Below are 24244 nucleotides of genomic sequence, written 5' to 3'. Positions count from 1 at the left end.
GATACCTGACTGCCAATTCAAATGTGAACTACGCCCCCGGACCCTGATTTCTCAGGACCCGGGGACCGAAACCTAGTTCGCGAGGTCGTCGACCGTCGCCGCTTCGTTCCGGGACAAGTTGATGCCCAGGTTCGCTGCGGCCCGCTCCAGGTCCTCGTCGTCACCGTCGGCCATCGCGATGGCCGCGCCGTCCGAGGACAGCACCTCCACGTTGAGGCAGAGCGACTGGAGCTCCTTCAGGAGCACCTTGAACGACTCGGGGATGCCCGGCTCGGGGATGTTCTCGCCCTTGACGATGGCCTCGTACACCTTGACTCGACCCACCACGTCGTCCGACTTGATGGTGAGCAGCTCCTGCAGCGTGTATGCCGCGCCGTAGGCCTGCATCGCCCAGCACTCCATCTCACCGAAGCGCTGGCCACCGAACTGGGCCTTACCGCCGAGCGGCTGCTGGGTGATCATCGAGTACGGACCGGTCGAACGAGCGTGGATCTTGTCGTCGACCAGGTGGTGCAGCTTGATGATGTACATGTAGCCGACCGACACCGGGTACGGGAACGGCTCGCCGGAACGGCCGTCGAACAACGTGGCCTTTCCGTCGGACGCGACCATGACCTCGCCGTCGCGGTTCGGCAGCGTCGAACCGAGGAGACCGGTGAGCTCGTCTTCCTTGGCGCCGTCGAACACCGGGGTGGCGATGTTGGAGTCGGCAGGTGCGGACAGCATCTCCTCAGGCAGCTGCTCCGCCCAATCGGGACGGGAGCCGTCGCCGGCGATCTGAACGTTCCAGCCGGTCTTGCCGATCCACCCGAGGTGGGTCTCCAAGATCTGACCGATGTTCATACGACGCGGAACACCGTGGGTGTTCAGAATGATGTCGACCGGAGTGCCGTCGGGCAGGAACGGCATGTCCTCCTGCGGGAGGATCTTGCCGATGACGCCCTTGTTGCCGTGGCGGCCGGCGAGCTTGTCGCCGTCCTGGATCTTGCGCTTCTGTGCCACGTAGACGCGGACCAGCTCGTTGACACCGGGGGGCAGATCGTCGTCGTCGTCGCGCGAGAACACGCGGATGCCGATGACCTTGCCGGTCTCACCGTGGGGGACCTTCAGCGACGTGTCGCGAACCTCGCGAGCCTTCTCACCGAAGATGGCGCGCAGCAGGCGCTCCTCGGGGGTCAGCTCGGTCTCGCCCTTCGGCGTGACCTTTCCGACCAGCACGTCGCCGTCACGAACCTCGGCACCGATACGGATGATGCCGCGCTCGTCGAGGTCGGCGAGGACCTCGTCGGAGACGTTCGGGATGTCGCGAGTGATCTCCTCGGCACCGAGCTTGGTGTCGCGGGCATCGATCTCGTGCTCCTCGATGTGGATCGAGGTCAGGACGTCCTCTTCCACGAGGCGCTGCGACAGGATGATCGCGTCCTCGTAGTTGTGGCCTTCCCACGGCATGATCGCGACGAGCAGGTTCTTGCCGAGCGCCATCTCACCGTTCTCGGTGCAGGGGCCGTCGGCGAGGACCTGTCCGGTCTCGACACGCTGTCCCTCGTCCACGATGGGACGCTGGTTGGCGCAGGTGCCCTGGTTCGAACGCGCGAACTTGCGCATCCGGTACGTCTTGCGGCTTCCGTCGTCGGCCATGACCGTGACGTAGTCGGCGGAGACCTCTTCGACGACACCGGTCTTCTCGGTGACGATGACGTCGCCCGCGTCGACGGCGGCACGCAGTTCCATGCCGGTACCGACCAGCGGAGCCTCGCTGCGAACGAGGGGCACCGCCTGACGCTGCATGTTCGCGCCCATCAGGGCACGGTTGGCGTCGTCGTGCTCGAGGAACGGAATCATCGCGGTCGCGACGGACACCATCTGTCGCGGCGAGACGTCCATGTAGTCGATCTCGGCGGACGAGACGAACTCGACCTCGCCACCCTTACGACGGACCAGAATGCGATCGTCCGTGAAGTGACCGTTGGCGTCGAGGGCCGAGTTGGCCTGTGCGACGACGTGGCGGTCCTCTTCGTCCGCGGTCAGGTAGTCGACCTGGTCGGTGACCTGGCCGTTCTCGACCTTGCGGTACGGCGTCTCGATGAAGCCGAACGGGTTGACCCGTGCGTACACCGACAGCGAACCGATCAGACCGATGTTCGGACCCTCAGGGGTCTCGATCGGGCACATGCGGCCGTAGTGCGACGGGTGAACGTCTCGCACCTCCAGGCCGGCGCGCTCACGGGACAGACCACCCGGGCCGAGGGCGGACAGACGACGCTTGTGCGTCAGCCCCGAGAGCGGGTTGTTCTGGTCCATGAACTGCGACAGCTGGGAGGTTCCGAAGAACTCCTTGATCGCAGCCACGACGGGCCGGATGTTGATCAGCGTCTGCGGCGTGATCGCCTCGACGTCCTGGGTCGTCATGCGCTCACGAACCACGCGCTCCATGCGGGACAGGCCCACGCGGATCTGGTTCTGGATGAGCTCACCGACCGTGCGCAGACGACGGTTACCGAAGTGGTCGATGTCGTCGACCTCGACGGGCACCGCACTGCCGCCGGGGGCGGTCATCTCGGTGTCACCGGCGTGCAGGCGAACCAGGTACTCGATGGTGGCGACGATGTCTTCCTCGGTGAGGGTCGACGCGACGATCGGCTGTCCGAGGTTCAGGCCCAGCTTCTTGTTGATCTTGTAACGACCCACGCGAGCCAGGTCGTAGCGCTTGTCCTTGAAGAACAGGTTCTCCAGGAGCGTCTGCGCACTCTCCTTGGTCGGCGGCTCGCCCGGACGCAGCTTGCGGTAGATGTCGAGCAGCGCCTCGTCGGTGCCTGCGGTGTTGTCCTTCTCGAGCGTCGCCATGAGGATCTCCGAGAAGCCGAAGCGCTCGGTGATCTGCTCGGTGGTCCAGCCGAGGGCCTTCAGCAGCACGGTGACGGGCTGGCGGCGCTTGCGGTCGATGCGGACGCCGACCGTGTCGCGCTTGTCCACGTCGAACTCGAGCCATGCACCACGGCCCGGGATGACCTTGACGCTGTGCAGGTCCTTCTCGGTGCCCTTGTCGACGGAGTGGTCGAAGTAGACGCCGGGGGAACGCACCAGCTGCGAGACCACGACACGCTCGGTGCCGTTGATGATGAACGTGCCCTTGTCGGTCATCATCGGGAAGTCGCCCATGAAGACCGTCTGGCTCTTGATCTCACCGGTGTTGTTGTTGATGAACTCCGCGGTGACGAACAACGGCGCCGCGTAGGTCATGTCTTTGTCTTTGCACTCGTCCGTCGAGGCCTTCACCTCGTCGAAGCGCGGGTCCGAGAAGGACAGAGACATCGAGCCCGAGAAATCCTCGATCGGGGAAAGCTCCGCGAGAATGTCCTCGAGACCGCCGGAGATTGCGCTGTCGCCACGAGCGGCGGCGCGTTCGCGCCAGCTCTGCGCACCGATCAACCACTCGAACGAATCGGTTTGTACATCAAGAAGCCCGGGAACTTCGAGGGGTTCGCGAATCTTTGCGAACGAAACCCTCTTCGGGGCTCCGGGGATTCCGGAAACTGCCTTGGTCTGGCTAGAGACTGCCAAGATGCGTCCTTCCAGCACCTCACGCGGGCCGCTCTTGCTGTTGCGACCGCCGCTGTATCTGCTTCGAATTTCGCTGGTCACAACCCGAACGAAACTCGTCACAGTTGCTGAAGAGTGAATCACTTCGCAGCGGTGCGGACGAGGGGTGGACAGGAGGCAGCCAGCGCAACGTCCAAAAGTACACCCAAACTCAGTAGATGTCGAGTCGGGCACCCGAAACAGCACCCAGCCGGGCGCTTGGCCACGCGTCACTGCGCATGTTCTCGCATCAGAGTGACGCGTGATCATCGCGGCGTCAAGAGTTAGGGGGCGTGTCGCGTCGTTTCGCGAGGCCCGGGGCTGTTCCCGCCGCCCCTTCCCAGCCGCCGACGGGCGGTGAACAATATGCGCACGCGATCGGAAGTCGATTTCTCGAGGGAAGCAGAGCCGTGACGCGCTGGAGTTCGTTCGTCGTCGCCCGTCCGAAGCTGGTTCTCGCCGCCACGGTGCTGCTGGTGCTGCTCGGCGGGGCGTGGGGATCGGGCGTGTTCGACCGGCTGAGCCTCGGCGGGTACACCGATCCGGGCAGCGAGTCCGCGGGCGTCGAGCGCCTGATCGAGGGGACGTTCGGACGGCAGACCCCCGACCTGGCGGTCACCTACCACGCACGTCCGGGTGCGACCATCGACGATCTCGGTCCCGAGGTGACCGCCCACCTCGCGCAGATCGACCCCGGAATGCTCGCCAACACCCCCCTGTCGTACTGGTCGGCGCCGCCGCAGGCGAAGGAGTTCCTGCGGTCCACCGACGGCACCGAGGGACTGGTGGTGCTGTCGCTGAGCGGCGACGAGAACACTCGCATCGCGGCGTACCACGATCTCGAACCCCTGCTGGTCATCGACGGCACGGACGCGGAGTTCAGCGGTTTCAGCGCGGCAGCCAACGCCTTCAACGAGGCGTCCGAGAGTGATCTGCTGCGAGCGGAGGCGGTGTCGTTCCCGCTTCTGCTGCTCCTTCTGCTCGTCATCTTCGGCGGTCTCGTCGGCGCGGCCGTCCCGCTGTGCGTCGGCGGTCTCGCGATCCTCGGCGCCCTCGGCGCCCTGCGCGTGATCTCGTACTTCACCGAGGTCAGCGCATTCTCGGTGAACATCGCGAGCCTCGTCGGGCTCGGCATGTCCATCGACTACGGATTGTTCGTCGTGACCCGGTTCCGTGAGGAGCTGCGGTCCGGCTCCCGCTCGGACGACGCCGTCCGCCGGACGCTCGCCACAGCCGGCCGCACGGTGGGGTTCTCCGCCCTCCTCCTCGTGTGCGGCTTCGTGGGCATGCTCGTGTTTCCCCAGGCCATCGTCCGGTCGTTCGCCTACGGCGGGATGGCAGCCATCGGGATCGCCGCCGTGCTGTCGCTGTCGGCGCTGCCCGCGGCACTCGCGCTGCTCGGGCCGCGCATCAACTCGCTGACATGGCGACCGGGTGTGGTCGAGCGCGGCGAAGACCGGGCGCACCGGTTCTGGGGCGGCGTCGCCGCCCGCGTCATGCGGCGGCCCGTCCCGATCGCGACGGCCATCGTCGCGGGGTTGCTCGTGCTCGCCGCACCCCTCACCGGAGCGTCGCTGGGTGATCTGGACCACACCGGGCTGCCTGCGGCTCACCCGCTCCGGCTCGCCGTCGAGGATCTCGCCACCGACTTCCCGCTCGCCAACAACGGGGCGACGCTGGTCCTGCAGGGCAGCGACGGCAGGGCACCGCCGCCGGCCGCCACTGCGGAGCTCTTCCGGTCGACGGCCGCGGTCGACGGCGTCCAGCGGGTGGTCCCGGTCGGCGCCACCGACACGTTCGTCGCCATCCGGGCCGTCTTCGACGACGCCGACCGCACCACGGGGGCCATGGCGACGGCCGCGGCACTGCGCGACCTCCCGCCCCCGGAAGGCACCGAGAAGATGCTGGGCGGGTTGAACGCCCTGACCGCCGACGGACTCGACGCGATGGCCGCGGGACTGCCGTGGATGATCGGGATCATGGTGGGCGTCACCTTCGTGCTGATGTTGCTGGCGTTCCGGTCCGTGGTGCTACCCCTGAAGGCGATCGCGATGGCCACCCTGAGCCTCGCCGCCTCGTTCGGCGTGCTCACGTGGATCTTCGAGGACGGCCACGGTGCTGATCTCCTCGGTGTGACGCCGGGGCCGCTGCCCGCGACGATGGTCGTCCTCATCATCGCGGTGGTGTTCGGGCTCTCCACCGACTACGAGATCTTCCTGATGTCACGAATGGTCGAGGCCCACGACAAGGGCGCGTCGACCGAGGAGGCCGTACGGATCGGTACGGCACATACGGGGCGCATCGTGACTGCGGCCGCGGCGCTGCTGATCGTGGTCACCGGCGCGTTCACGCTGTCGGAACTGACGATGATGCGTTTCATCGGGCTCGGCATGATCGTCGCGCTGCTCATCGACGCCACCGTCATCCGCATGATGCTGGTGCCCGCCCTGGTGAAGCTGATGGGTGAGGCCAATTGGTGGGCGCCGGGATTCCTGGCGCGGAAGTCACCGACTCCCGGTTCCCCCGAGGATCCGAAACCGACACCGCAGCAACAGATTCCCATCCAATCGTGACTAAGACCGGATGGGAATCGGTTCACGTTGCCGGGGAGGGCAATTCAGCGCTCACCCGTCCAGGTATCACGGATCCCGTTCCTGCCCAATTCTTTCCGGGCAGGAGGATCAGCCCTCACTGTCGGAGATGTCGGTCAGCACCCACTTGCCGTCGATCTTCTCCATCTTGATCGACAACGGCGTCGCGGCACTGCCCTGAGCGACGGCATCACCGGTGGCGCTGACGTTCATGTGCGCGAGCAGTTCGGCGCGGTCGCCGTCGAGCATCGTGACCCCGATGTCGGTCACGGAGGCCTGGGTGGCCGTCTTGGTCTGGATGGCGGCCTGCTTGGTGGTGTCGGCGGTCGAGTCGAATTCGTCACGCTTGGCGTCGTCGAGGTAGCCGCGCGCCTTGTCGAAGTCCTGATCGATGGTTTCGTAGCTGTAGGTGTACAGCGTCTCGATCGCCTCGGTTCCCGCCTTGGTCACCTCCGCGGTGGCACCTTCGTCGACCCAGGCGGTGTTCGTGATGTCTGCGCCAGGCTTGAATGCCGCGACGACCGCGAACACCCCGAGTACCACCGCCACGGCTCCGAGGATCCCGACGAGCTTCCAGGTGATCCTGCCGGACCCGGTGTCGGCCGCCGCAGTCTCGGCGGCGGGGGCCTGCTGCGTGCTGATGCGCGGTTGAAGGTTGGGGACCTTCGTCTTTCCCGCGGACGCGGCCTTCGCCGTCGACACCGGCTTGGCCAACGACACAGTCGTGTCCGTGTCGGAGGTCTTCGCCGTCTCGGCGGACGTGGTCGAGGAGGCGACTGCTGCTGCGGTCGTCGCGGCCTCGGGCTTCGCCACCGGTTCCGGCTTCTTCGCCGGTTCCGGCTTCGCCACCGGTTCCGTCTGGGTGACCGAGGTTTCCGATCGGGGCGGCTTCGGCGTCGCCTGACGGGTCCCCGCCACGCGCGGACGCCTGCCCTTTGCAGCGCTGTCCGGCACGTTGTTTCGGCGCTTGGGGGGCATAGTTCACCACTTTCTCATTGCACGACGAGCTGTCGTCGACATGGACACCGCAGCGACACGCCGCCGCGGCACATCAGGACTACTGACCGCCGCTGTCGCCTTCAGGCGCCTGTTCGGCCGGCGCCTGCTCGGCGGGAGCCGGTTCGGTCGGGGCAGGGGCCGGAGCCGCGCCGTCGGCGGGCACCGGACCGCTCTCGAGCGGAATACGACCGCCCACCGGTTCGACCGACGAGGCCTTCCAGACCCCGTCCACGTCCTGGACGTCCATCCGCATCGTCACCTTGGCCTTGTCGAAGCGGTCGGGCCACGTCGTGGTGACTGCCACGACGACCAGCGCTTTCGCAGTGCCGTCGTCGGTGTTCAGTTCCGTGAGTGTGCCCTGGATCAGCTCGGCCTTGCTCGCCGCACCTGATTGACGCATCTGGTCGGTGAACCCGTCCATCGTCGCCTGGAGGTCCTGGTTCATCTTGTCGCCCGTGATCGACGACTTCATGTTCTCGAAGGATCCGTCGAGGTCCTGTGAATCGACCGAGTTGAGGTTGATCGCGGCCTGCTGGGCGCCTGTCAACGCGGAATCGCGTGCGTCGGCGATCGGCTTGTCCACGAAGAGAGCGCGCGCCCACCCGAAGCCAAACCATCCGGCTGCGACAACCGCGATCACCACCAGTGCGGTCACCGCAGCAAACGAGGCCTTCAGAGTTCTGTCCTTCCCCGGAGCCGGTTGTCCCGACTCCGGGGGCGTGGTAATTCGCGTCACACCAATACCCTACTGATTGTTTTCTTCTACTCGCCCTCGGCCGGGACCGAATGCTACTTGGGAGTAACCCCGAGGAGCGGCGCGAGCTGCGTTGCGATGGGATTCAAGTTGAGAGTGTCAGGCATGACCTTCGGCTTGAAATCCCACGGCTGGATCGTGTCCGGATCGGCGAACACGATGCGGTCTGCACTTCGCACACCCGTCACGCTTCCCTGAGGAGCGTCGCAGTTGGCCTTCGTGTTGTACGGGAAGTCCTGCTGGGTGTCGTCGAAGTTCGGGTCCTGCCGCTTCATCTCGGCCAGGATCTCCTGCGTCCCTTCGTAACCGAGTGTGCACGACGGCGGATTGTTGGTCTCCAGGACGATGCCCTGGTGCACCGTGCCGTCGCCGGGGGCCACGGTCGACGCGGACGCCGCGATGGCAGGCAGGAACATCAGGATCGGCCGCAGCGCGATCGCCTGCGGAGCCAGCTTGTCGCCGACCGCGGCGAGGTTCGTCAGGTCGGTGGTGAGACTCGGACCGATCTGGTTCACCAGCAGACCGATCTCGTCGCTCGCCGGAATTCCCTTGTCGATGATCGCGCGGAGATCGGGGTCGCTGGTCCGCAGTTGCGCCGCAACCGCGTCGAGATCCGAACTGAACTGGACGATCGCGGAGGACTGATCGGACTGCGTCGCCAGCACCGTCTGGCTGTCCCGGATGAGGGCCAGCGTCTGCGGGAGGACGTCGAGTCCGTCCTTCGTCAGCGTCGACAGAGAATCCGCGAGTGTCTGCAGATCCTCGCCCTTGCCGTTGAATGCCGTTCCCAGCTGGGTGACGACCGTGCGCAACGAGTCGACCGGAACCGACCGGACCAGACCGTCGGTGGCCATCAGCACCTGCTCGACCGGAACGGGTGTCGACGTGTCGGCCTCGGTGATCACCGAGCCCTGTTCGAGGAACGGCCCCTGGTCGCTGTCGGGCTGAAGGTCCACGTACTGCTCACCGATCGCCGATCGGTTGGCGACGACCGCCTTGGCCGACGCAGGGATGTCGGGCCCACCCGAGGAGATCTTCAACTCGACGTTGATTCCGTCCGCGGTCAGTGACAGGTCGCCGACGCGGCCGACGGGGACACCGCGGTACGTGACCTCGGCGTTGGTGAAGATGCCGCCGGAGTCCTTGAACTGCGCGTTCACGTCGTACTCACCGAACCCGAGCAGGTTGTCGAGGCGGACGTACTTGGCGCCGACGTAGACCAGCCCGAGCATCGCCACGATGGCGAACGCGACGAGCTGGATCCTGACCAGTCGTGACCTCACTGTCCACCCCCGATTCCGAACTGCTCCAGCAGTCCCCCGAGTGGGTTCTGTGGCGACGGCGCTGCGCCGTCCGTCGTGCCGTTCTCTGCGCCACCGTTGCCGGCCGCTGGCGCGGTTCCGGGGAGCCCCGGGATCCGCAGACCCGTCGGGGCGGGGATGATCGGCGGAATCGGCAGCAGCGACACCGTCGGCCACCCCGGCTTCGGTCCGTTGCCGTTGTAGTACGGGTTCGAGGGATCGACGATCGGCTTGGGCTCACCGAACTTCGGCGGCACGTACACCGGGTCGCCCTGACCGACGCCGAGTGCGCTGAGCGCATCGCCGATCTGCAGGTCGACCGTGAGGAACAGGTTGACCGATCCGCCGAGCGCGATCTTCTCGACGCCGTCCGGGAACGGAACGGTCGGGATGAACGCGAGCGAATTGGGCAGGTCGTCGCCCGACTCGGCGAGCGCCTTCAGGGTCGGCCGCAGCGCGAGGAGATCCGCGATCAGATCGTTCTTCGACCTGTTGATCACGTCCGTGCCGACGGTACCGAGCCGGTCCAGTTGCGTGAGCATCTGGGTGAGCTGCGGACGCTGCTCGTTGAGCACTTCGGCGGCGATCGGGAGCTGGTCGAGGATCAGCCCGATCTTCTCGTTCTGTTCGTTCACTCGCGTGGTCAAGGCGTCGAGACCGTCCAGGGCGCGGGTGATGTCGTCGCGCTGCTGATTGAGACCGTCGATGAGCGTGTTCGCCTGCTCGAGAAGTCCCCGGACCCGATCCTCACGCCCGTCGAGTGCGGTGGTCAATTCGTGGACGATCGGCTGCAACTGGCCGACGCCGCCACCGTTGAGCAGCAGCGACAAGGCGCCGAGAACCTGCTCGATCTCCGTGGCGTGCCGGGTGCGATCGAGAGAGATCGTGTCGCCGTCCTCGAGCCGCGCGGGATCCTTGTCCTCCGGCGGTTCGGACAGCTGGACGAACTTCTCGCCGAGCAGGTTGGTCTGCTCGATCGCGGCGACCGCGTTGGCCGCGAGATCGACGGACGAGTCGAGGACGACCTCCACATCCGCCGTCCAGCCGTCCGGCGCCACCTTGATCGATTCGACCCGGCCCACCGGAACACCGTCGACCTTGACCGCGGACTGCGGGACGAGATCGAGGACGTCGTCGAACTGGATCGTCAGGTGCATCGGGTGGTCACCGACATCCGGACCGCCCGGCAGCGGAACTCCGTAAATCCCCTCCGACGAGCAGGATGTCACTGCGATGGCGACGGCGCACGCACCGGCGCCGAGGATTACCGACCGCTTCATTCGCCCTCACCACCCGTTGCACCTTCGAATCGCGGCGACACGACACCCGGCACCGTGCCGGGCGTGACCGTCCGCTGAATGTTGTCGGCACTCATGATCCCGAAGGGAAGCACGAGCGACGGAGTCTTCGCCGATTGCGTGATCTGCGACGTGATGTTGGCGCAGTTGTCGATCAGCGGCTGCATCTGACGTCCGAGTTGCTCGAATCGCGGATCGCCGGGAACCAGCTTGCCGAGATCGATCAACTTGCACGCGACACCGGCCGGATCCTGCAGATCCGGGAACGCCAGGCGCGAGGCCAGGTTGCCGGACTCCGCATCGTAGGAGTTGGCCAGGTTGCTGATCGCCAGCGGAAGCAGGGTCAGCGAGTTGACCAGCGACTCGCGGTTGTCCGCGAGGGTCTGCGTCACCGGAACCAGATCGTCCACGTTCTCGGCGAGGATCTCCCGGTTGTCGGCCACGAACTTCGAGACGTCGCCGAGGGCGATCGCCAGCTGGTTCAGGGCGGCACCGAGGTTCTCCCGCTCCCCCGCAAGGAATCCGGACAGGTCGGAGAGCTGCGAGTTGAAGTCGCGGACCTGCTGATCGTTGGCCGCCAGCGCACCCACGAACACCTGGAGGTTCTTCACGGTGTCGAACAGGTCGCCGCGACTCTCGTTGAGTGTGCGGGCGGCGTCGGACAGCTGATTGATGCTCTGCCCCAGCGCCTCTCCGTTTCCGTCGAGGTTGGCCGCGCCGGTCTCGACGAACTGTGACAGCGCGCCTTCCTTGTTCGCCCCGTCCGGGCCGAGAGCGGTGGAGAGCTTCTCGATGCTCGCGTACAGCTCATCCACCTCGACGGGGGTGGCCGTACGGTCACGCGAGATCACGGCGCCACTCTGCATCTTGTCGCCGCCCGTGTAGGCAGGCGCGAGCTGGATGTAGCGGTCGGACACCACGGACGGCGTGACCTGGGCGGCCTTCGCGTCGGCGGGAATGTCGACGCCACGATCGACGCGCATGTCGACCTTCACCTGGTCGCCCTGCGGTTCGACACCGTCCACGGATCCGACCTTCACACCGAGGATCCGCACGTCGGAACCCTCGTAGATGCCCACCGACTTGTCGAAGTACGCGGTGATCTGCGTGGTGCCTGCGCGGGTGAACACCCACCACAGGGCGCCGGCGATCACCAGCGCGACGATGACGATGCCCGCGATGAGGGCGACCCCGCCGCGACCGCCGCGCTCGGCTCCGTTCTCGACGTCTGCCATCAGTTACCCCCCAACGTGCGGACGGGATCGCGCGGACCGGGAATGTCGGGCAGACCCGGCGGCAGGAGGTTCACCACGACCTGGTCGAACCAGCGACCGTTACCGACCACGTTCGTGTACAGGCGGACGAACGGCTCGTACAGTTTCATCGCCTTGTCCAGGTTCTCGTTGTTGGCCTTGAGGATCTCGACGACACCGTCGAGTTGTTCGAGCGCGGGACCGATGGCGGCCTCGTTGTCGCGCACGAGTCCGGTCAACTGCTGCGACAGCCGCTGAGTTCCGGTGAGCAGCTGGGAAATCGACTGCTGACGGCTGTTGAGCTCACCGAGCAGCAGACCGGCGTCGCTGATCAACCGGTTGAATTCGGCGTTGCGGTCGGCGAGGACCTTGGTGGTCTTGCCGGTCGCGTCGAACAATTTCTGCAGTTCCTGATCGCGGCTGGCGATGGTCTGCGACAGCCTGCTGACACCGTCCAGAGAGGCGCGGATTTCCGTGGGAGTTCCCTCGAACGCCTGCGACAGCGTCACCATGCTCTGCGCGAGCTGATCGGAGTCGATGTCACCCACCGTCTGTGCGGCGGCCGAGAACGCCTCGATCACGTCGTACGGAGACGTGGTGCGATCCAACGGGATCACGTCGCTCGGATTCAGCGTGTCCGAGCCACGGGGGTCGAGGGCGAGATACTTCTGGCCCAGGATCGTCTTGATCTGGATGGACGCCGACGTCTCGTTGCCGACCCACGCATCCGACACCTTGAAGGCGACGTCCACGTGGTCGCCGTCGAGTTCGACGGACGTGACCTTGCCGACCTTGACGCCTGCGATCCGGACCTCGTTGGAGGGCTTGAGCCCCGCCGCCTCGGTGAATTCGGCGTGATAGGTCGATCCGGCGCCGATGAACGGAAGCGAATCGAGGAAGAAGGCCGACAGGGTGGCCAACAGCACCACGAGAATGCCGAGGGCACCCGCCACTGCCGGGCTGCGACGTCTGCTCATCGTGTCTGCAACTCCTGTAGGCCGTCCTGCGTGCACCGTTTCGCCGAGTTCGTATAGAGCGGCTGGTTGACGGTGGGCAGGCCCGTGGGCAGGTTCAGTTGGGGCGCGGTACCTGGTCCTGCGACGATGTCGACTCCACAGAGGTAGAACTGGAACCAGGATCCGTAACTGGCTGCCCGGCCGAGCTTCTCGAGCTTCACCGGAAGCGTCTGGAGAACGCTGTTGACCGTGTCGGAGTTACGGTTCAACGTCGTCGCCAGTGTGTTCAGCGACGTGATGGATTCCTGGATGGACGGTCGGGTGGGTTCGAGCAGGTCGGCCGTCGCGTCGGTGAGTCCCGCGAGGGACGTCACCGCCGAACCGACGGTTCCCCGCTCGTTCGCCAGGCCCGTGACGAGCTGCTGGGTGTTGACGATCAGCGAATCGAGTTGATCGTCACGCTGATTCACCGTGGCCAGCACGTCGTTGAGGTTGTTGATCACCGCACCGATCACCCGATCCTTGTCGGCGACGGTGTTGGTGAGGCTTGCCGTGTTCTTGACGAGCTCGGTGATGGTTCCCGATTCACCCTGGAACACCTGGATGATCTGGTACGACAGCTTGTTCACGTCATCGGCGCTGAGGGTCTGGAACAGCGGACGGAACCCGTCGAACAGCGTGGTGAGGTTGACGGCAGGCTTGGTCCGCTCCATCGGAATGGTGTCGCCGCCGCTCATCTTCATTCCCTGCTGGCCCTCGCCCTGTTCGAGCGCGATGTAGCGCTGCCCCACGAGGTTCCGGAAGCGGATGGTCGCGGTGGTGCCGGCGGGCAGCCAGTCCCGTTCCGCCACGGTGAACTGGACCTCTGCTTCGCGGTCGTCGTGGATCGCGATCTTCTCGACCTGACCCACGCGCACACCGGCGATGCGGACCTCGTCGCCCTCGTTGAGCGAGGTGACGTCCGAGAAGATCGCGTTGAACTTGGTGCCACCACCACCACCGAGGTTGGCGATGGTGGCGGCCAGCAGACCGGTCGCCAGGATGGTGACCACGGCGAACACGATCAGCTTGACCAATGGTGCGGTCAGGCCCCTCACTTGAAGCTCACCTCAGTCCCCCTCATGGTCGGCGCGCCGACGAGTGTCGTCCAGCTCGGCACGTCCTCCGGTGCCATGCCCCCGGCCTCGCCGTAGACGACGTCCAACGTGTCCTGCTCCATCTTCGAACCCGCGTAACTTGCGGGCGTGACCTCGGCTCCGTACCCCGGGACCTGATCGGGGACCCCGGCGGGCGCCGGGAGGAAGTCGATGGTCGACGGGCCGGGATTCCGCGAGGGCACCTGGTAGGCACCGTCGTTGTAGGACGACCCGCCCGGGTACTGCGGGAACTTTCCACCCGGAGCGGTGACGTTGTCGTAGCAAGCCGGTCCACGGTTGTCGAGCAGCCGCGGCTCGTCCTGGTTGGGCACGTAGCGACCCTTCGGATTGACGAACTGCACGCTGGCACGCACACCCGGGTACGGATCGTCCGGTGCCAGCAGTTCTCGGGCGACGGGAGCGGATTTCGCGAAGCCCGCGAACGTGCAGCCGAAGCTCGGCGAGTAACGGCCGAGGATCTGCAGCGCCTCACGCGAATCTGCGGCGATACTGACGATCGATTCGGCGTTGGTCTGCAAGAGGTCCGCGGTGCTCGACGCGGTTCCGGTCAGCGACGCGAGCAACGTGGAGATCTCGCCCTGCCTCTCCACCACGGTATTTCCGGTGGTGCGCAGGTTGTCGAGGGCGTTGACCAGGTCGGGTGCCGCCTCGGAATACGTCTGCGAGAAGTCGGCCAGGCCGCGCAGATCCTCCTGGATGGCAGGAAGTTCGGTGTTCAGCCCGCCGAAGATCTCCTCGAGACGGTCGAGTGTCAGGCCGAGTTCGGCGCCGCGGCCGCTCAGTCCCTGGGACAAAGCGCCGAGCGTGTTCGCCAGGTCCTGCGGCGGAATCGCCTGCAGCAGCGGCAGCAGACCGTCCAGAACCTCGCCGACCTCGACGGCGTTGCCGCTCTTGTCCTGACGCAGCGTGTCGCCGGCCTGGATCGGCGGAGCGGTGTCGCCCTCCGGAACGATCAGCGACACATAGCGCTCACCGAACAGCGTCTTGGGCAGCAGCCGCGCCGTCGCGTTGGACGGAATCAGCTCCGCCTTGTCCGGCTGAATCGCGAGGGCGAGAGTGACCTCGCCCTCCTGGGAGGATGCCGAGCGCACCTCGCCGACGATGAGGCCACGGACCTTCACGTCGGCATTGGGCGGCAGCGCATTTCCGGCGGTATCGGTGAGGAGGTCGATCTTGACGACCTTGGTGAAGGTCTTGTTGAACATGCCGATGGTGAAGGCCAGGAACAACGCGAGGACGAGGAAGAACACCAGCCCCAGCACCCGTCGGCCCACAACAGATGTCGTGTTGCTCATCCGGCCACCCTCACTGTGGTCGTCGTGCCCCAGATGGCGAGGCTCAGGAAGAAGTCGAGAACGGCGATCGTGACGATCGCGGTACGGACCGCCCGGCCCACCGCCACACCCACACCGGCGGGGCCACCCGACGCGTGATAGCCGTAGTAGCAATGGATCAGGATCAGCACGAACGCGAAGATCAGCACTTTCGCGAAGGAATACAGGACGTCCTGCGGTGGCAGGAACAAGTTGAAGTAATGGTCGTACGACCCGGTCGACTGGCCGTTGAACACGGTGCTGATGATGCGGGAGGCGAGATAGGCCGCGAGCAGACCGACGATGTACAGCGGGATGACGGCGACGAATCCCGCGATCATGCGAGTGGTGACCAGGAACGGCACACTCGGCACCGCCATGACCTCCAGCGCGTCGATCTCCTCCGAGATCCGCATGGCGCCGAGCTGCGCGGTGAAACCACAACCGACGGTGGCCGAGAGCGCGAGCGCCGCAACGATCGGCGCGATCTCACGCGTGTTGACGTAGGCCGACAGGAAGCCGGTGAGGACCGAGCTGCCCAGCTGTTCGAGCGCGGCGAAACCCTGCAGTCCGACGACGACGCCGGTGAAGCCGGACATCATCGCGATGACGCCGATGGTGCCGCCGATGACGGCGAGCGCGCCGCTGCCGAACGTGACCTCGGCGAGTAGCCGGAGCACTTCCTTGCGGTAGTGCACGAGAGTGTGGGGCGACCAGGCGATTGCCCTGGCGTAGAACGACATCTGCTCACCGGCCCGGTCGAGCACGTTGAGCGGCGCACGACCGACTCGGCGTGCCGCCATCAGTGTCCGGTCACCGCGTCCCTTGGCGATTGTCATCGGGTCACGATCCCTTCGCCGGAACGATCTGGAGGTACACCATGGTCAGGATCAGGTTCGCGAAGAACAACAACAGGAACGTGATCACCACCGACTGATTCACGGCGTCACCGACGCCCTTGGGTCCGCCCTTCGGATGGAGGCCCTTGTACGCGGCGATGACACCGGCGATGACACCGAAAACGGCCGCCTTGAGCTCGCCGACCCAGATGTCGGGAAGCTGCGCGAAGGCCGAGAACGATGCCAGGTACGCACCGGGATTACCCCCTTGGAGGATGACGTTGAAGAAGTACCCGCCTGCGATACCGACCACGGACACGAGGCCGTTGAGCAGGATCGCGACGAGAACCATGGCAAGCACCCGAGGCACGACGAGTCGCTGAATCGGGTTGATACCGAGGACTTCCATGGCGTCGATCTCTTCGCGGATCGTTCGCGCACCGAGATCCGCCGTGACGGCCGAGCCCGCAGCCCCGGCCACCAGTAGTGCCGTCACCAGCGGGGAACCCTGCTGGATGACGGCGAGCACGCTGGCCGCTCCCGTGAACGACTCTGCACCGAGCTGCTTGATGAGCGATCCGGTCTGCAGTGACACCACTGCGCCGAACGGAATCGCGACCATTGCCGTCGGCAGGATCGTGACGCTGGCGATGAACCAGGCCTGTTCGATGAACTCGCGGAACTGGAACGGCCGCTTGAACGTGTTTCGTGCGACGTCGACGAAGAGCTCGACGATGTTTCCGGCCTGCGTCAGCGCACCGTTGACCGGCCGCAAGACCGAGCTGCGGGTAACCCCCATCCGATATGCCTACCCTTGCCCGTGAGTGGTGTTTTCGTATCCTTCACCCCGGTATGCGGGGATGACCTGTGTGTCTTCCTGGCTGTATGCGTAGTCGTAGCCCCCGCCGCCGTTTCCGCCGGACGTCTCGTCGAGGCTGTCCTGGATGGCGATCTGGGCGTTCTCCGGCAACGTGTGCATGATGTGCCGGACGCGTTCCTGACGGCGGGCGACGGCCTGCCGGAACGGCATCCCCGGCGTCGCCTTCATCTGCGGGACGATGCCCTCGACGTCGTCGACACCACCGGCGTGGTGACCGGCATCGACCATCGCCTGCTCCTGCGCCATCGTGGCCTCGTCCTTCTCCTCCGACATGCCGATCGGACCGATCATCGTGCCGTTCAGGAACTGCTTGACCACCGGCTCCTCCGAGGTCAACAACACCTCCCGCGGACCGAACATCACCAGATGCCGGCGGAACAACATCCCGATGTTGTCCGGCACCGTCCGCGCCAGATTGATGTTGTGCGAGACGATCAGGATCGTCGCGTCGATCTCGGCGTTGATGTCGATCAACGTCTGCGAGATGTACGTGGTGCGCACCGGGTCCAGACCGGAGTCCGGCTCGTCGACGAGAATGATCTGCGGGTCCAGCACCAGGGCGCGGGCCAGGCCGGCGCGCTTGCGCATACCGCCGGAGATTTCGCCGGGCAACTTGTCCTCGGCCCCGAGCAGGCCGACGAGCTCCATCTTCTCCATGACGATCTTGCGGATCTCGGACTCGGACTTCTTGGTGTGCTCACGCAGCGGGAACGCCACGTTGTCGAACAGGTTCATCGAGCCGAACAGGGCGCCGTCCTGGAACAGCACGCCGAACAGCTTGCGGATCTCGTAGAGCTCCTTGCTGGAGCATTCGAGAATGTTGGTGCCGTCGATCACGATCGAACCCTGCTCCGGGCGGAGCAGACCGATCAGTGACTTCAGAAACACCGACTTACCCGTACCCGACGGCCCGAGCAACGCACTGACCTCACCGGCGGGAAGGGTCAATGTGACGTCCTGCCAGATCCTCTGCGAGCCGAACGACTTGGTCAGTCCCTCGACGGATACCTCGACTCCCACCATTACCTCCGCGACCGTTCGATGCACTCACCCCGTGTGGGTTGGGTCACTCTATCGCATCGACGTGTTACCTGTGACAAGGGATGCTACTCATGAGTAAGGAAGCATGCCAACACCGGGTCCCACTATGCAAAACAACGCGTCTGAACTGGGATAACGGTAGCGAAAATTCTGGTCGCGCGTCCAGCTTTCGGCCAGGAATCTCGACACTCCGAAGCCGTCTGCGGACGCAAAAAGAGGGCCACTCCCCACGGATGGGGAGTGGCCCTCTTCGTCTGCTCGGTGAGCAGCGCGGGAGACCGTCTTACTTGACGGTGATCTTCGCGCCGGCAGCCTCGAGCTTCTCCTTGGCGGCGTCGGCCGCGTCCTTGGCAACCTTCTCCAGGATGGCCTTCGGAGCACCCTCGACGAGGTCCTTGGCTTCCTTCAGGCCGAGGCCGGAAACGACCTCACGGACGACCTTGATGACCTGGATCTTCTTGTCGCCGGCCGACTCGAGGACGACGTCGAACTCGTCCTGCTCCTCAGCAGCCTCGGCGGCAGCCGGTGCTCCGCCTGCAGCGGCAACGGCGACCGGGGCAGCGGCGGTGACCTCGAAGGTCTCCTCGAATGCCTTCACGAACTCCGAGAGCTCGAGGAGGGTGAGCTCCTTGAACTGGTCCAACAACTCTTCGGTGCTGAGCTTCGCCATTGTGGCGGTCCTTCCTGTAAGTCCCATGTCGCTGATCCGCGACCGGGCGGGGTTATAGCAGTGATGCGCGGGTGCGGATCAGCTTTCGGCTGCAGCCTCGGCGGGAGCTTCGGCAGCTCCGCCTTCTGCGGCCTTCTTTTCCTGCAGTGCAGCAGCCAGTCGGGCCACCTGCGAAGCAGGTGCGTTGAACAGGCCTGCGGCCTTTGCCAAGTTGCCCTTCATCGCGCCGGCAAGCTTGGCCAACAGGATCTCGCGGGACTCGAGGTCCGCAATCTTGTTGACCTCGTCCACGGACAGCGCAGCGCCGTCCATGTAGCCGCCCTTGATGATGAGCGCCTTGTTGTCCTTAGCGAAGTTCTTCAGAGCCTTCGCAGCATCGACGGGCTCGCCCTTGATGAATGCAATGGCGGTCGGACCGACGAAAAGGTCATCAAGGCCCTCGACGCCCGCCTCAGCAGCGGCACGCTTGACCAGGGTGTTCTTGGCGACGGAGTAGGTGGCACCTTCTCCGAGAGCGCGTCGCAGTGTCGTGATGTTGCCCACCGTCAGACCACGGTATTCCGTGATCACAGCAGCGGTCGAACCCTTGAACTGCTCGGTGATCTCCGCAACCGCGGAAACCTTCTCAGGCTTTGCCATACTTCGCCTCCTCTCATGACAGTCGTTATCCCACTTCGGAACCGCTGCGCACCGCCGGAATCCCGGAGCACACAATCCACGACATGCAAAACGCCCCGGTGCAGGGCACACGGGGCGTGAAAGGAAACGATACGGTCAGGGCGCGAACCCACAACCGATACGCATCCCCCTACCTCGTCCTCCTGCGTGGGCCGCCGGACATTCCCGGACTTTCAATCGCGCCTTTGCGGGAGCGATCACCAACGGTCTTGGGTAGAACATGATTTGGGGTGAAGTTCAAATACTGCATTGAACTCCGCAGGACAGATTACGGCATGGCCTGCACAACCGCCAAATCGCGGCGGGACCGAGGCTCGCCGAAGTGATCGCCGTCACTCGGCGTGCGGTGGTGTGGCTCAACAGACTGAAGCCGCATCCAATTACCTGTTACGCGACGTTACATATATGGGCTAGCTTTTTCTCATGACAATCCTCGAAGCCCGGGCCGTCGTGACCGGGTCCCGGACACGCCGCTTCCTCGCGCTCGCCATGATCTGCCTTGCCGAACTGCTGGTCGTGCTCGACAACACCATCGTCAACGTCGCTCTCCCGTCGATCGGTGTCGAACTCCGCACCAGTGTCAGCGGCCTGCAGTGGGTCGTCGACGCCTACACGCTGACATTCGCCGGCCTGCTCCTGGCGTTCGGCAACCTCGGCGACCGCTACGGTCGCCGCCGCGTCATGGTCATCGGTCTGGTCGGCGTCGCGGTCATGTCGATCGCCGGCGCCAACGCCGAGAGTCTGGGGCAGGTCATCGCGGCCCGCGCGGCGATGGGTGTCTTCGCGGCTGCAGTCTTCCCCGCGACCCTCGCCCTCGTCATCAACATCTTCACCGACGTGCGCGAACGTGCCCTGGCCATCGCCGCCTGGACTGCGATGGCCGGATTCGCGATCGCCATCGGGCCGATGGCAGGCGGGTGGCTGCTCGAGCATTTCAGCTGGCACTCCGTCTTCTGGATCAACGTGCCGATCGCCGTGGTCGCGGCAGCAGCGACGCTGCTCCTGGTGCCGGAATCGCGCGCCTCCGTCATCGGCCGGATGGACCTCGTCGGAATCGCAGCCTCGATCACCGGAATCACCGTCCTCGTGTGGGCGATCATCGAAGCCCCTCACCACGGGTGGACGTCGTCCGTCACCGTCGGCGCCGTCGCCCTCTCGATCGCGGTCCTGATCGGATTCGTCTTCTGGGAGCTGCGCACCGAGCACCCGATCCTCGACCTGCGGCTGTTCCGCAACCGCAGGTTCTCCCTGCCCGCCCTCGCGATCGCCATCGGGTACTTCTCGATGTTCGGCTTCCTGTTCCTCATCACGCAGTACTTTCAGGGCGTCCGCGAGTACACGCCGTTCGAGTTCGGTGTCGCGTCGCTGCCGTTCGCGGTATCCGTGGCGGTCGGCGCCCCCGTCGCAACACTCCTGGCGCAGCGAATCGGGACGACCCCGGTCATCGTGTTCGGCCTCCTCCTCACCGGTGTCGGCCTGTACCTCGGCGGTCAGGTGGCCGTCGACAGCAGCTACTTGACGGACGTCCTCCCGTCGATGGTGTCGATGGCACTCGGCTTGGCCATCGTGCAGGGGCCTTCGACCGAGTCGATCATGGCGTCTCTGCCCCTCGACGAGGCCGGAGCAGGCTCCGCCGTGAACGACACGACCAGGGAAATCGGAGGAACGCTCGGTGTCGCCGTGCTCGGATCGATCGTCGCGTCGTACTACGCGACGACGATGAGTCCGCTGCTCGACCGGATTCCGGCCGCATTGATGAACGACGACGAGAAGGGCTTCGCGCGCGCGACGGTCCTGAGTGTGCTCGAGATCCGCAAGCGGGAGATCCCGCCATTCCTCGAACAGCAGCGTGAGAATCTCATCCTCACCATGAAGACGACGGTCCTGCAGGGGTCGCACACTGCGTCGCTCGTCGCGGCGGGCGCCGTGGTGGTCTGCGCGCTCGTCGTTGCGATCTTCATGCCCTGGGCGCCGGCTCGCACGGACTCCGTGATGCTGGCGTGGCGGAAGAACTCCGAATCGGGAACCGTCGACGAAGACTGATCCCGGAGAAAGCAGTTCGGCCGGTACGGAAGAATTCCGTACCGGCCGAACTGTGTGAAGCGTGACTTACGCGTCGGCATCCTCGAGAAGGTTGCGGGTGCGGTTCGGGTCCACCGGGATGCCCGGGCCGGTGGTGGTCGAAACGGTGACCTTCTTGACGTAGCGGCCCTTCGCGGAGGACGGCTTCGCACGCAGGATCTCGTCCAGCGCGGCGCCGTAGTTCTCCACCAGCTTGGCGTCGTCGAACGATGCCTTGCCGATCACGAAGTGCAGGTTGGCCTGCTTGTCGACGCGGAAGTTGATCTTTCCGCCCTTGATGTCCGCGACAGCCTTCGTGACGTCAGCCGTCACGGTGCCAGTCTTCGGGTTCGGCATCAGGCCACGCGGTCCGAGGACGCGGGCGATGCGGCCGACCTTGGCCATCTGATCGGGAGTCGCGATGGCGGCGTCGAAATCGAGCCATCCACCCTGGATCCGCTCGATGAGGTCCTCGGCGCCGACGGCGTCGGCTCCAGCTGCCTCGGCCTCGGCGGCCTTCTCTCCGACTGCGAACACGATGACGCGGGCGGTCTTACCGGTGCCGTGCGGCAGGTTGACCGTGCCGCGGACCATCTGGTCCGCCTTGCGGGGGTCGACGCCCAGACGGACTGCAACCTCGACGGTCGCGTCCATCTTGCTCGACGACGTCTCCTTCGCCAGCTTCGCAGCCTGCAGTGGGCTGTACAGCTTGTCGAAGTCGATCTTCTCAGCGGCGGCGAGATACGCCTTGCTGCGCTTTGCCATTTCTTCTGTCCTAACTTCTCACCGCAGTGTGTGTCTTGTCTGCGATGGTGAATGGTTCAGTAGTGGTCTGGGCCTGGCCGGCCCTCCCACGCTTTCTTCGACGGCGGTGCCGTCGATCGATCAGGGCTGACTCAGCCGTCGACCGTGATACCCATCGAGCGTGCGGTGCCGGCGATGATCTTCGCGGCCTGCTCGATGTCGTTCGCGTTGAGGTCTTCCTGCTTGGTCTTCGCGATTTCGCGCACCTGATCCATGGTCACGGAAGCAACCTTGGTCTTGTGCGGCTCGCCGGAGCCCTTCTGCACGCCTGCAGCCTTGAGCAGCAGCTTGGCAGCCGGAGGGGTCTTCAGCTTGAAATCGAAGGTCCGGTCTTCGTAGACCGAGATCTCGACCGGCACCACGTTGCCGCGCTGGGACTCAGTCGCCGCGTTGTAGGCCTTGCAGAACTCCATGATGTTCACGCCGTGCTGACCAAGCGCGGGACCCACGGGCGGTGCAGGGTTAGCCTGACCGGCCTGGATCTGAAGCTTGATGAGCCCTGCGAGCTTCTTCTTCTTGGGGGGCATCTCGATTTCCTAATTCTTGCTGGGTGTGTTTCTTGCTACTGCAGTGCAAGTATGTGGCGCTAGATCTTCGCGACCTGCGTGAAGGACAACTCGACCGGGGTCTCACGACCGAAGATCGAGACCAGGACCTTGAGCTTCTGCTGCTCGGCGTTGACCTCACTGATGCTGGCGGGCAGCGTGGCGAACGGGCCGTCCATGACGGTGACCGACTCGCCGACCTCGAAGTCGACCTCGATGAGCGGCTTCGCGAAGCTCTCTCCGCCGGTCTCCCCCGCCGAGACGGTCGCCGCGGCAGCCTGCTTCTTCTGCTCCTGCTGCGGAAGCAGGAACTTGATGACCTCGTTGAGGGTCAGCGGGGACGGACGCGACGTCGCACCGACGAATCCGGTGACGCCGGGCGTGTTGCGCACCGCTCCCCAGGACTCGTCGTTCAGATCCATACGGACCAGGATGTAGCCGGGCAGAACCTTGCGGTTGACCTGCTTGCGCTGTCCGTTCTTGATCTCGGTGACCTCTTCGGTGGGAACTTCCACCTGGAAGATGTAGTCGCCGACGTCGAGGTTCTGAACACGGGTCTCGAGGTTGGCCTTGACCTTGTTCTCGTAGCCCGCGTAGGAGTGAATGACGTACCAGTCACCGGGTGCGCGACGCAGAGCGGCCTTGAGTTCCGCAACGGGATCCTCGGGCTCTTCGGCAGCTACAGCCTCTTCGGCAGCTACAGCCTCGTCGGCGGGCGCCTCGTCCGCGACGATCTCGTCGGCCGGGGCGTCCTCGGCAACGTCGTCACCGACGATTTCCGCGGCTTCGGTGCCCTCCTCGGCAGCCTCGACATCCACTTCGGCTGCCGCCTCGGCAGAAACACGCTCTTCGGCCAAAGCCTCATTCGTGTCGTTCTCGGGGGTGCTCACTGGGGCACTCGCTTCCTCTCGTCACTCACATACTTCGGATCCACCGGGGCGGATTCCGTCAACCGAACAACCAGGTGACGCCCTTGATGACCACCAGATCCAACACGCCGATGAACGTCACCATGAACACCACGAAGACCAGGACGACGCTGGTGTAGGTGATCATCTGCTTGCGATTGGGCCAGATGACCTTGCGCAGCTCGGCGATGACCTCGCGGAGGAACCGGCGCAGGCGCTTGAAGATGTTTTCCTTGCGCGGCTTGTCGGCGCGATCCTTCTTCGCCGGCTTGACCTTGGTGGTCGTGTCCGACTTCGACAGTTCCGGTGACTTCACGGAACTTGCGGCGACCTCGGTACCTGCCGGAGAACGACGGCCCTGGCGCTTACCGCTGGGCTTTCCCGAGGGAGTGGCGGAACGCGTGGTGGTGGCGTCGGCCGCGGTGTCGTCGGCACCGTCCGGGCGCGTCGACCCTGAAGTGTCGCCGTCGCGCTTGGCGCGCTCCTCGCTCACGTCGTTCCTCTCAGTCGCTGGCATCCGGGGGCAGGGGCGACAGGACTTGAACCTGCAACCTGCGGTTTTGGAGACCGCTGCTCTGCCAGTTGAGCTACGCCCCTTTGGTCGGGAGACCTGATCC

21 protein-coding genes and 1 tRNA gene are annotated in these 24244 nt (G+C 65.1%); 3 read left to right on the top strand and 19 right to left on the bottom strand.

Annotated features, from left to right (window positions below):
• Positions 1–72: 72 nt before the first annotated feature.
• Positions 73–3579 carry a DNA-directed RNA polymerase subunit beta gene (gene rpoB / locus OYT95_RS28895; RefSeq protein ID WP_037233631.1) on the bottom strand — a complete coding sequence of 1169 codons (3507 nt, stop codon included), beginning with the start codon at positions 3577–3579 and terminating at the stop codon, positions 73–75.
• 410 nt (positions 3580–3989) lie between these two features.
• Between rpoB and OYT95_RS28890 the strand changes: the two genes are divergently transcribed.
• Positions 3990–6152 (top strand): MMPL family transporter, encoded by a 2163-nt coding sequence (locus tag OYT95_RS28890; RefSeq protein WP_268789752.1) that lies wholly within the window; start codon positions 3990–3992, stop codon positions 6150–6152.
• A gap of 108 nt (positions 6153–6260) precedes the next feature.
• Here OYT95_RS28890 and OYT95_RS28885 read toward each other — a convergent pair whose 3' ends face one another.
• Positions 6261–6983 (bottom strand): hypothetical protein, encoded by a 723-nt coding sequence (locus OYT95_RS28885; protein ID WP_442972573.1) that lies wholly within the window; start codon positions 6981–6983, stop codon positions 6261–6263.
• Here OYT95_RS28885 and OYT95_RS28880 point away from each other — a divergent pair.
• Positions 6901–7074 (top strand): hypothetical protein, encoded by a 174-nt coding sequence (locus OYT95_RS28880; protein ID WP_268789750.1) that lies wholly within the window; start codon positions 6901–6903, stop codon positions 7072–7074. The genes OYT95_RS28885 and OYT95_RS28880 overlap by 83 nt on opposite strands.
• A gap of 153 nt (positions 7075–7227) precedes the next feature.
• Here the strand turns inward: OYT95_RS28880 and OYT95_RS28875 are convergent, their stop codons facing one another.
• The 12 genes from OYT95_RS28875 to rplJ form a co-directional block, all read right to left on the bottom strand.
• Positions 7228–7824 carry a hypothetical protein gene (locus OYT95_RS28875; RefSeq protein ID WP_037233525.1) on the bottom strand — a complete coding sequence of 199 codons (597 nt, stop codon included), beginning with the start codon at positions 7822–7824 and terminating at the stop codon, positions 7228–7230.
• A 134-nt stretch (positions 7825–7958) separates the two neighbouring features.
• Positions 7959–9206: an MCE family protein gene (locus tag OYT95_RS28870; RefSeq protein ID WP_268789749.1), complete on the bottom strand. Its 1248-nt coding sequence runs from the start codon at positions 9204–9206 to the stop codon at positions 7959–7961.
• On the bottom strand, positions 9203–10504 hold the full coding sequence (locus tag OYT95_RS28865) for an MCE family protein (RefSeq protein WP_037233520.1): 1302 nt from the start codon (positions 10502–10504) through the stop codon (positions 9203–9205). Before OYT95_RS28865 ends, OYT95_RS28870 begins: the two co-directional genes overlap by 4 nt.
• The gene (locus OYT95_RS28860) at positions 10501–11757 is read right to left on the bottom strand and encodes an MCE family protein (protein ID WP_112301799.1); all 1257 of its coding nucleotides are present in this window, start codon (positions 11755–11757) and stop codon (positions 10501–10503) included. Before OYT95_RS28860 ends, OYT95_RS28865 begins: the two co-directional genes overlap by 4 nt.
• The gene (locus tag OYT95_RS28855; RefSeq protein WP_005564073.1) at positions 11757–12752 is read right to left on the bottom strand and encodes an MCE family protein; all 996 of its coding nucleotides are present in this window, start codon (positions 12750–12752) and stop codon (positions 11757–11759) included. Before OYT95_RS28855 ends, OYT95_RS28860 begins: the two co-directional genes overlap by 1 nt.
• The gene (locus OYT95_RS28850; protein WP_037233517.1) at positions 12749–13828 is read right to left on the bottom strand and encodes an MCE family protein; all 1080 of its coding nucleotides are present in this window, start codon (positions 13826–13828) and stop codon (positions 12749–12751) included. Before OYT95_RS28850 ends, OYT95_RS28855 begins: the two co-directional genes overlap by 4 nt.
• Positions 13825–15183, bottom strand: a complete 1359-nt coding sequence (locus tag OYT95_RS28845; protein ID WP_268789748.1) for an MCE family protein — start codon at positions 15181–15183, stop codon at positions 13825–13827. Before OYT95_RS28845 ends, OYT95_RS28850 begins: the two co-directional genes overlap by 4 nt.
• Positions 15180–16040 (bottom strand): MlaE family ABC transporter permease, encoded by an 861-nt coding sequence (locus OYT95_RS28840; protein ID WP_025433123.1) that lies wholly within the window; start codon positions 16038–16040, stop codon positions 15180–15182. The genes OYT95_RS28845 and OYT95_RS28840 overlap by 4 nt, the downstream gene beginning before the upstream one ends.
• A 4-nt stretch (positions 16041–16044) precedes the next feature.
• Entirely contained in the window at positions 16045–16839 is a 795-nt protein-coding gene (locus OYT95_RS28835; protein WP_005252107.1) for an MlaE family ABC transporter permease, read from the bottom strand.
• A gap of 9 nt (positions 16840–16848) precedes the next feature.
• Positions 16849–17943 (bottom strand): ABC transporter ATP-binding protein, encoded by a 1095-nt coding sequence (locus OYT95_RS28830; RefSeq protein ID WP_037233512.1) that lies wholly within the window; start codon positions 17941–17943, stop codon positions 16849–16851.
• A 301-nt stretch (positions 17944–18244) separates the two neighbouring features.
• Positions 18245–18631: a 50S ribosomal protein L7/L12 gene (rplL, locus tag OYT95_RS28825; RefSeq protein ID WP_005252104.1), complete on the bottom strand. Its 387-nt coding sequence runs from the start codon at positions 18629–18631 to the stop codon at positions 18245–18247.
• Between the two features lie 78 nt (positions 18632–18709).
• Positions 18710–19270: a 50S ribosomal protein L10 gene (rplJ, locus tag OYT95_RS28820; RefSeq protein ID WP_005252102.1), complete on the bottom strand. Its 561-nt coding sequence runs from the start codon at positions 19268–19270 to the stop codon at positions 18710–18712.
• Between the two features lie 462 nt (positions 19271–19732).
• On the opposite strand from rplJ, the gene OYT95_RS28815 reads away from it, so the two are divergent.
• A complete protein-coding gene (locus tag OYT95_RS28815) occupies positions 19733–21352 on the top strand; it encodes an MFS transporter (protein ID WP_268789747.1) in 1620 nt (539 codons plus the stop codon).
• 66 nt (positions 21353–21418) lie between these two features.
• Here the strand turns inward: OYT95_RS28815 and rplA are convergent, their stop codons facing one another.
• The 5 genes from rplA to OYT95_RS28790 all read right to left on the bottom strand — a co-directional run bounded on the left by rplA (position 21419) and on the right by OYT95_RS28790 (position 24224).
• Complete coding sequence (gene rplA / locus OYT95_RS28810) at positions 21419–22135, bottom strand: 50S ribosomal protein L1 (RefSeq protein ID WP_005252097.1); 717 nt, start codon at positions 22133–22135, stop codon at positions 21419–21421.
• 131 nt (positions 22136–22266) lie between these two features.
• Complete coding sequence (gene rplK / locus OYT95_RS28805) at positions 22267–22701, bottom strand: 50S ribosomal protein L11 (RefSeq protein ID WP_005252095.1); 435 nt, start codon at positions 22699–22701, stop codon at positions 22267–22269.
• Between the two features lie 59 nt (positions 22702–22760).
• Complete coding sequence (gene nusG / locus OYT95_RS28800; protein ID WP_268789746.1) at positions 22761–23609, bottom strand: transcription termination/antitermination protein NusG; 849 nt, start codon at positions 23607–23609, stop codon at positions 22761–22763.
• 58 nt (positions 23610–23667) lie between these two features.
• A complete protein-coding gene (secE, locus tag OYT95_RS28795; protein WP_037233495.1) occupies positions 23668–24120 on the bottom strand; it encodes a preprotein translocase subunit SecE in 453 nt (150 codons plus the stop codon).
• 31 nt (positions 24121–24151) lie between these two features.
• A tRNA-Trp gene (locus tag OYT95_RS28790) sits at positions 24152–24224 on the bottom strand.
• Between the last annotated feature and the right edge of the window lie 20 nt (positions 24225–24244).

The organism is Rhodococcus sp. JS3073, assembly GCF_026810085.1.
GTDB classification, from domain to species: domain Bacteria; phylum Actinomycetota; class Actinomycetes; order Mycobacteriales; family Mycobacteriaceae; genus Rhodococcus_F; species Rhodococcus_F wratislaviensis.
Note: the sequence above shows the minus strand (reverse complement) of the source record. Positions and strands in the feature narration are given on the sequence as shown.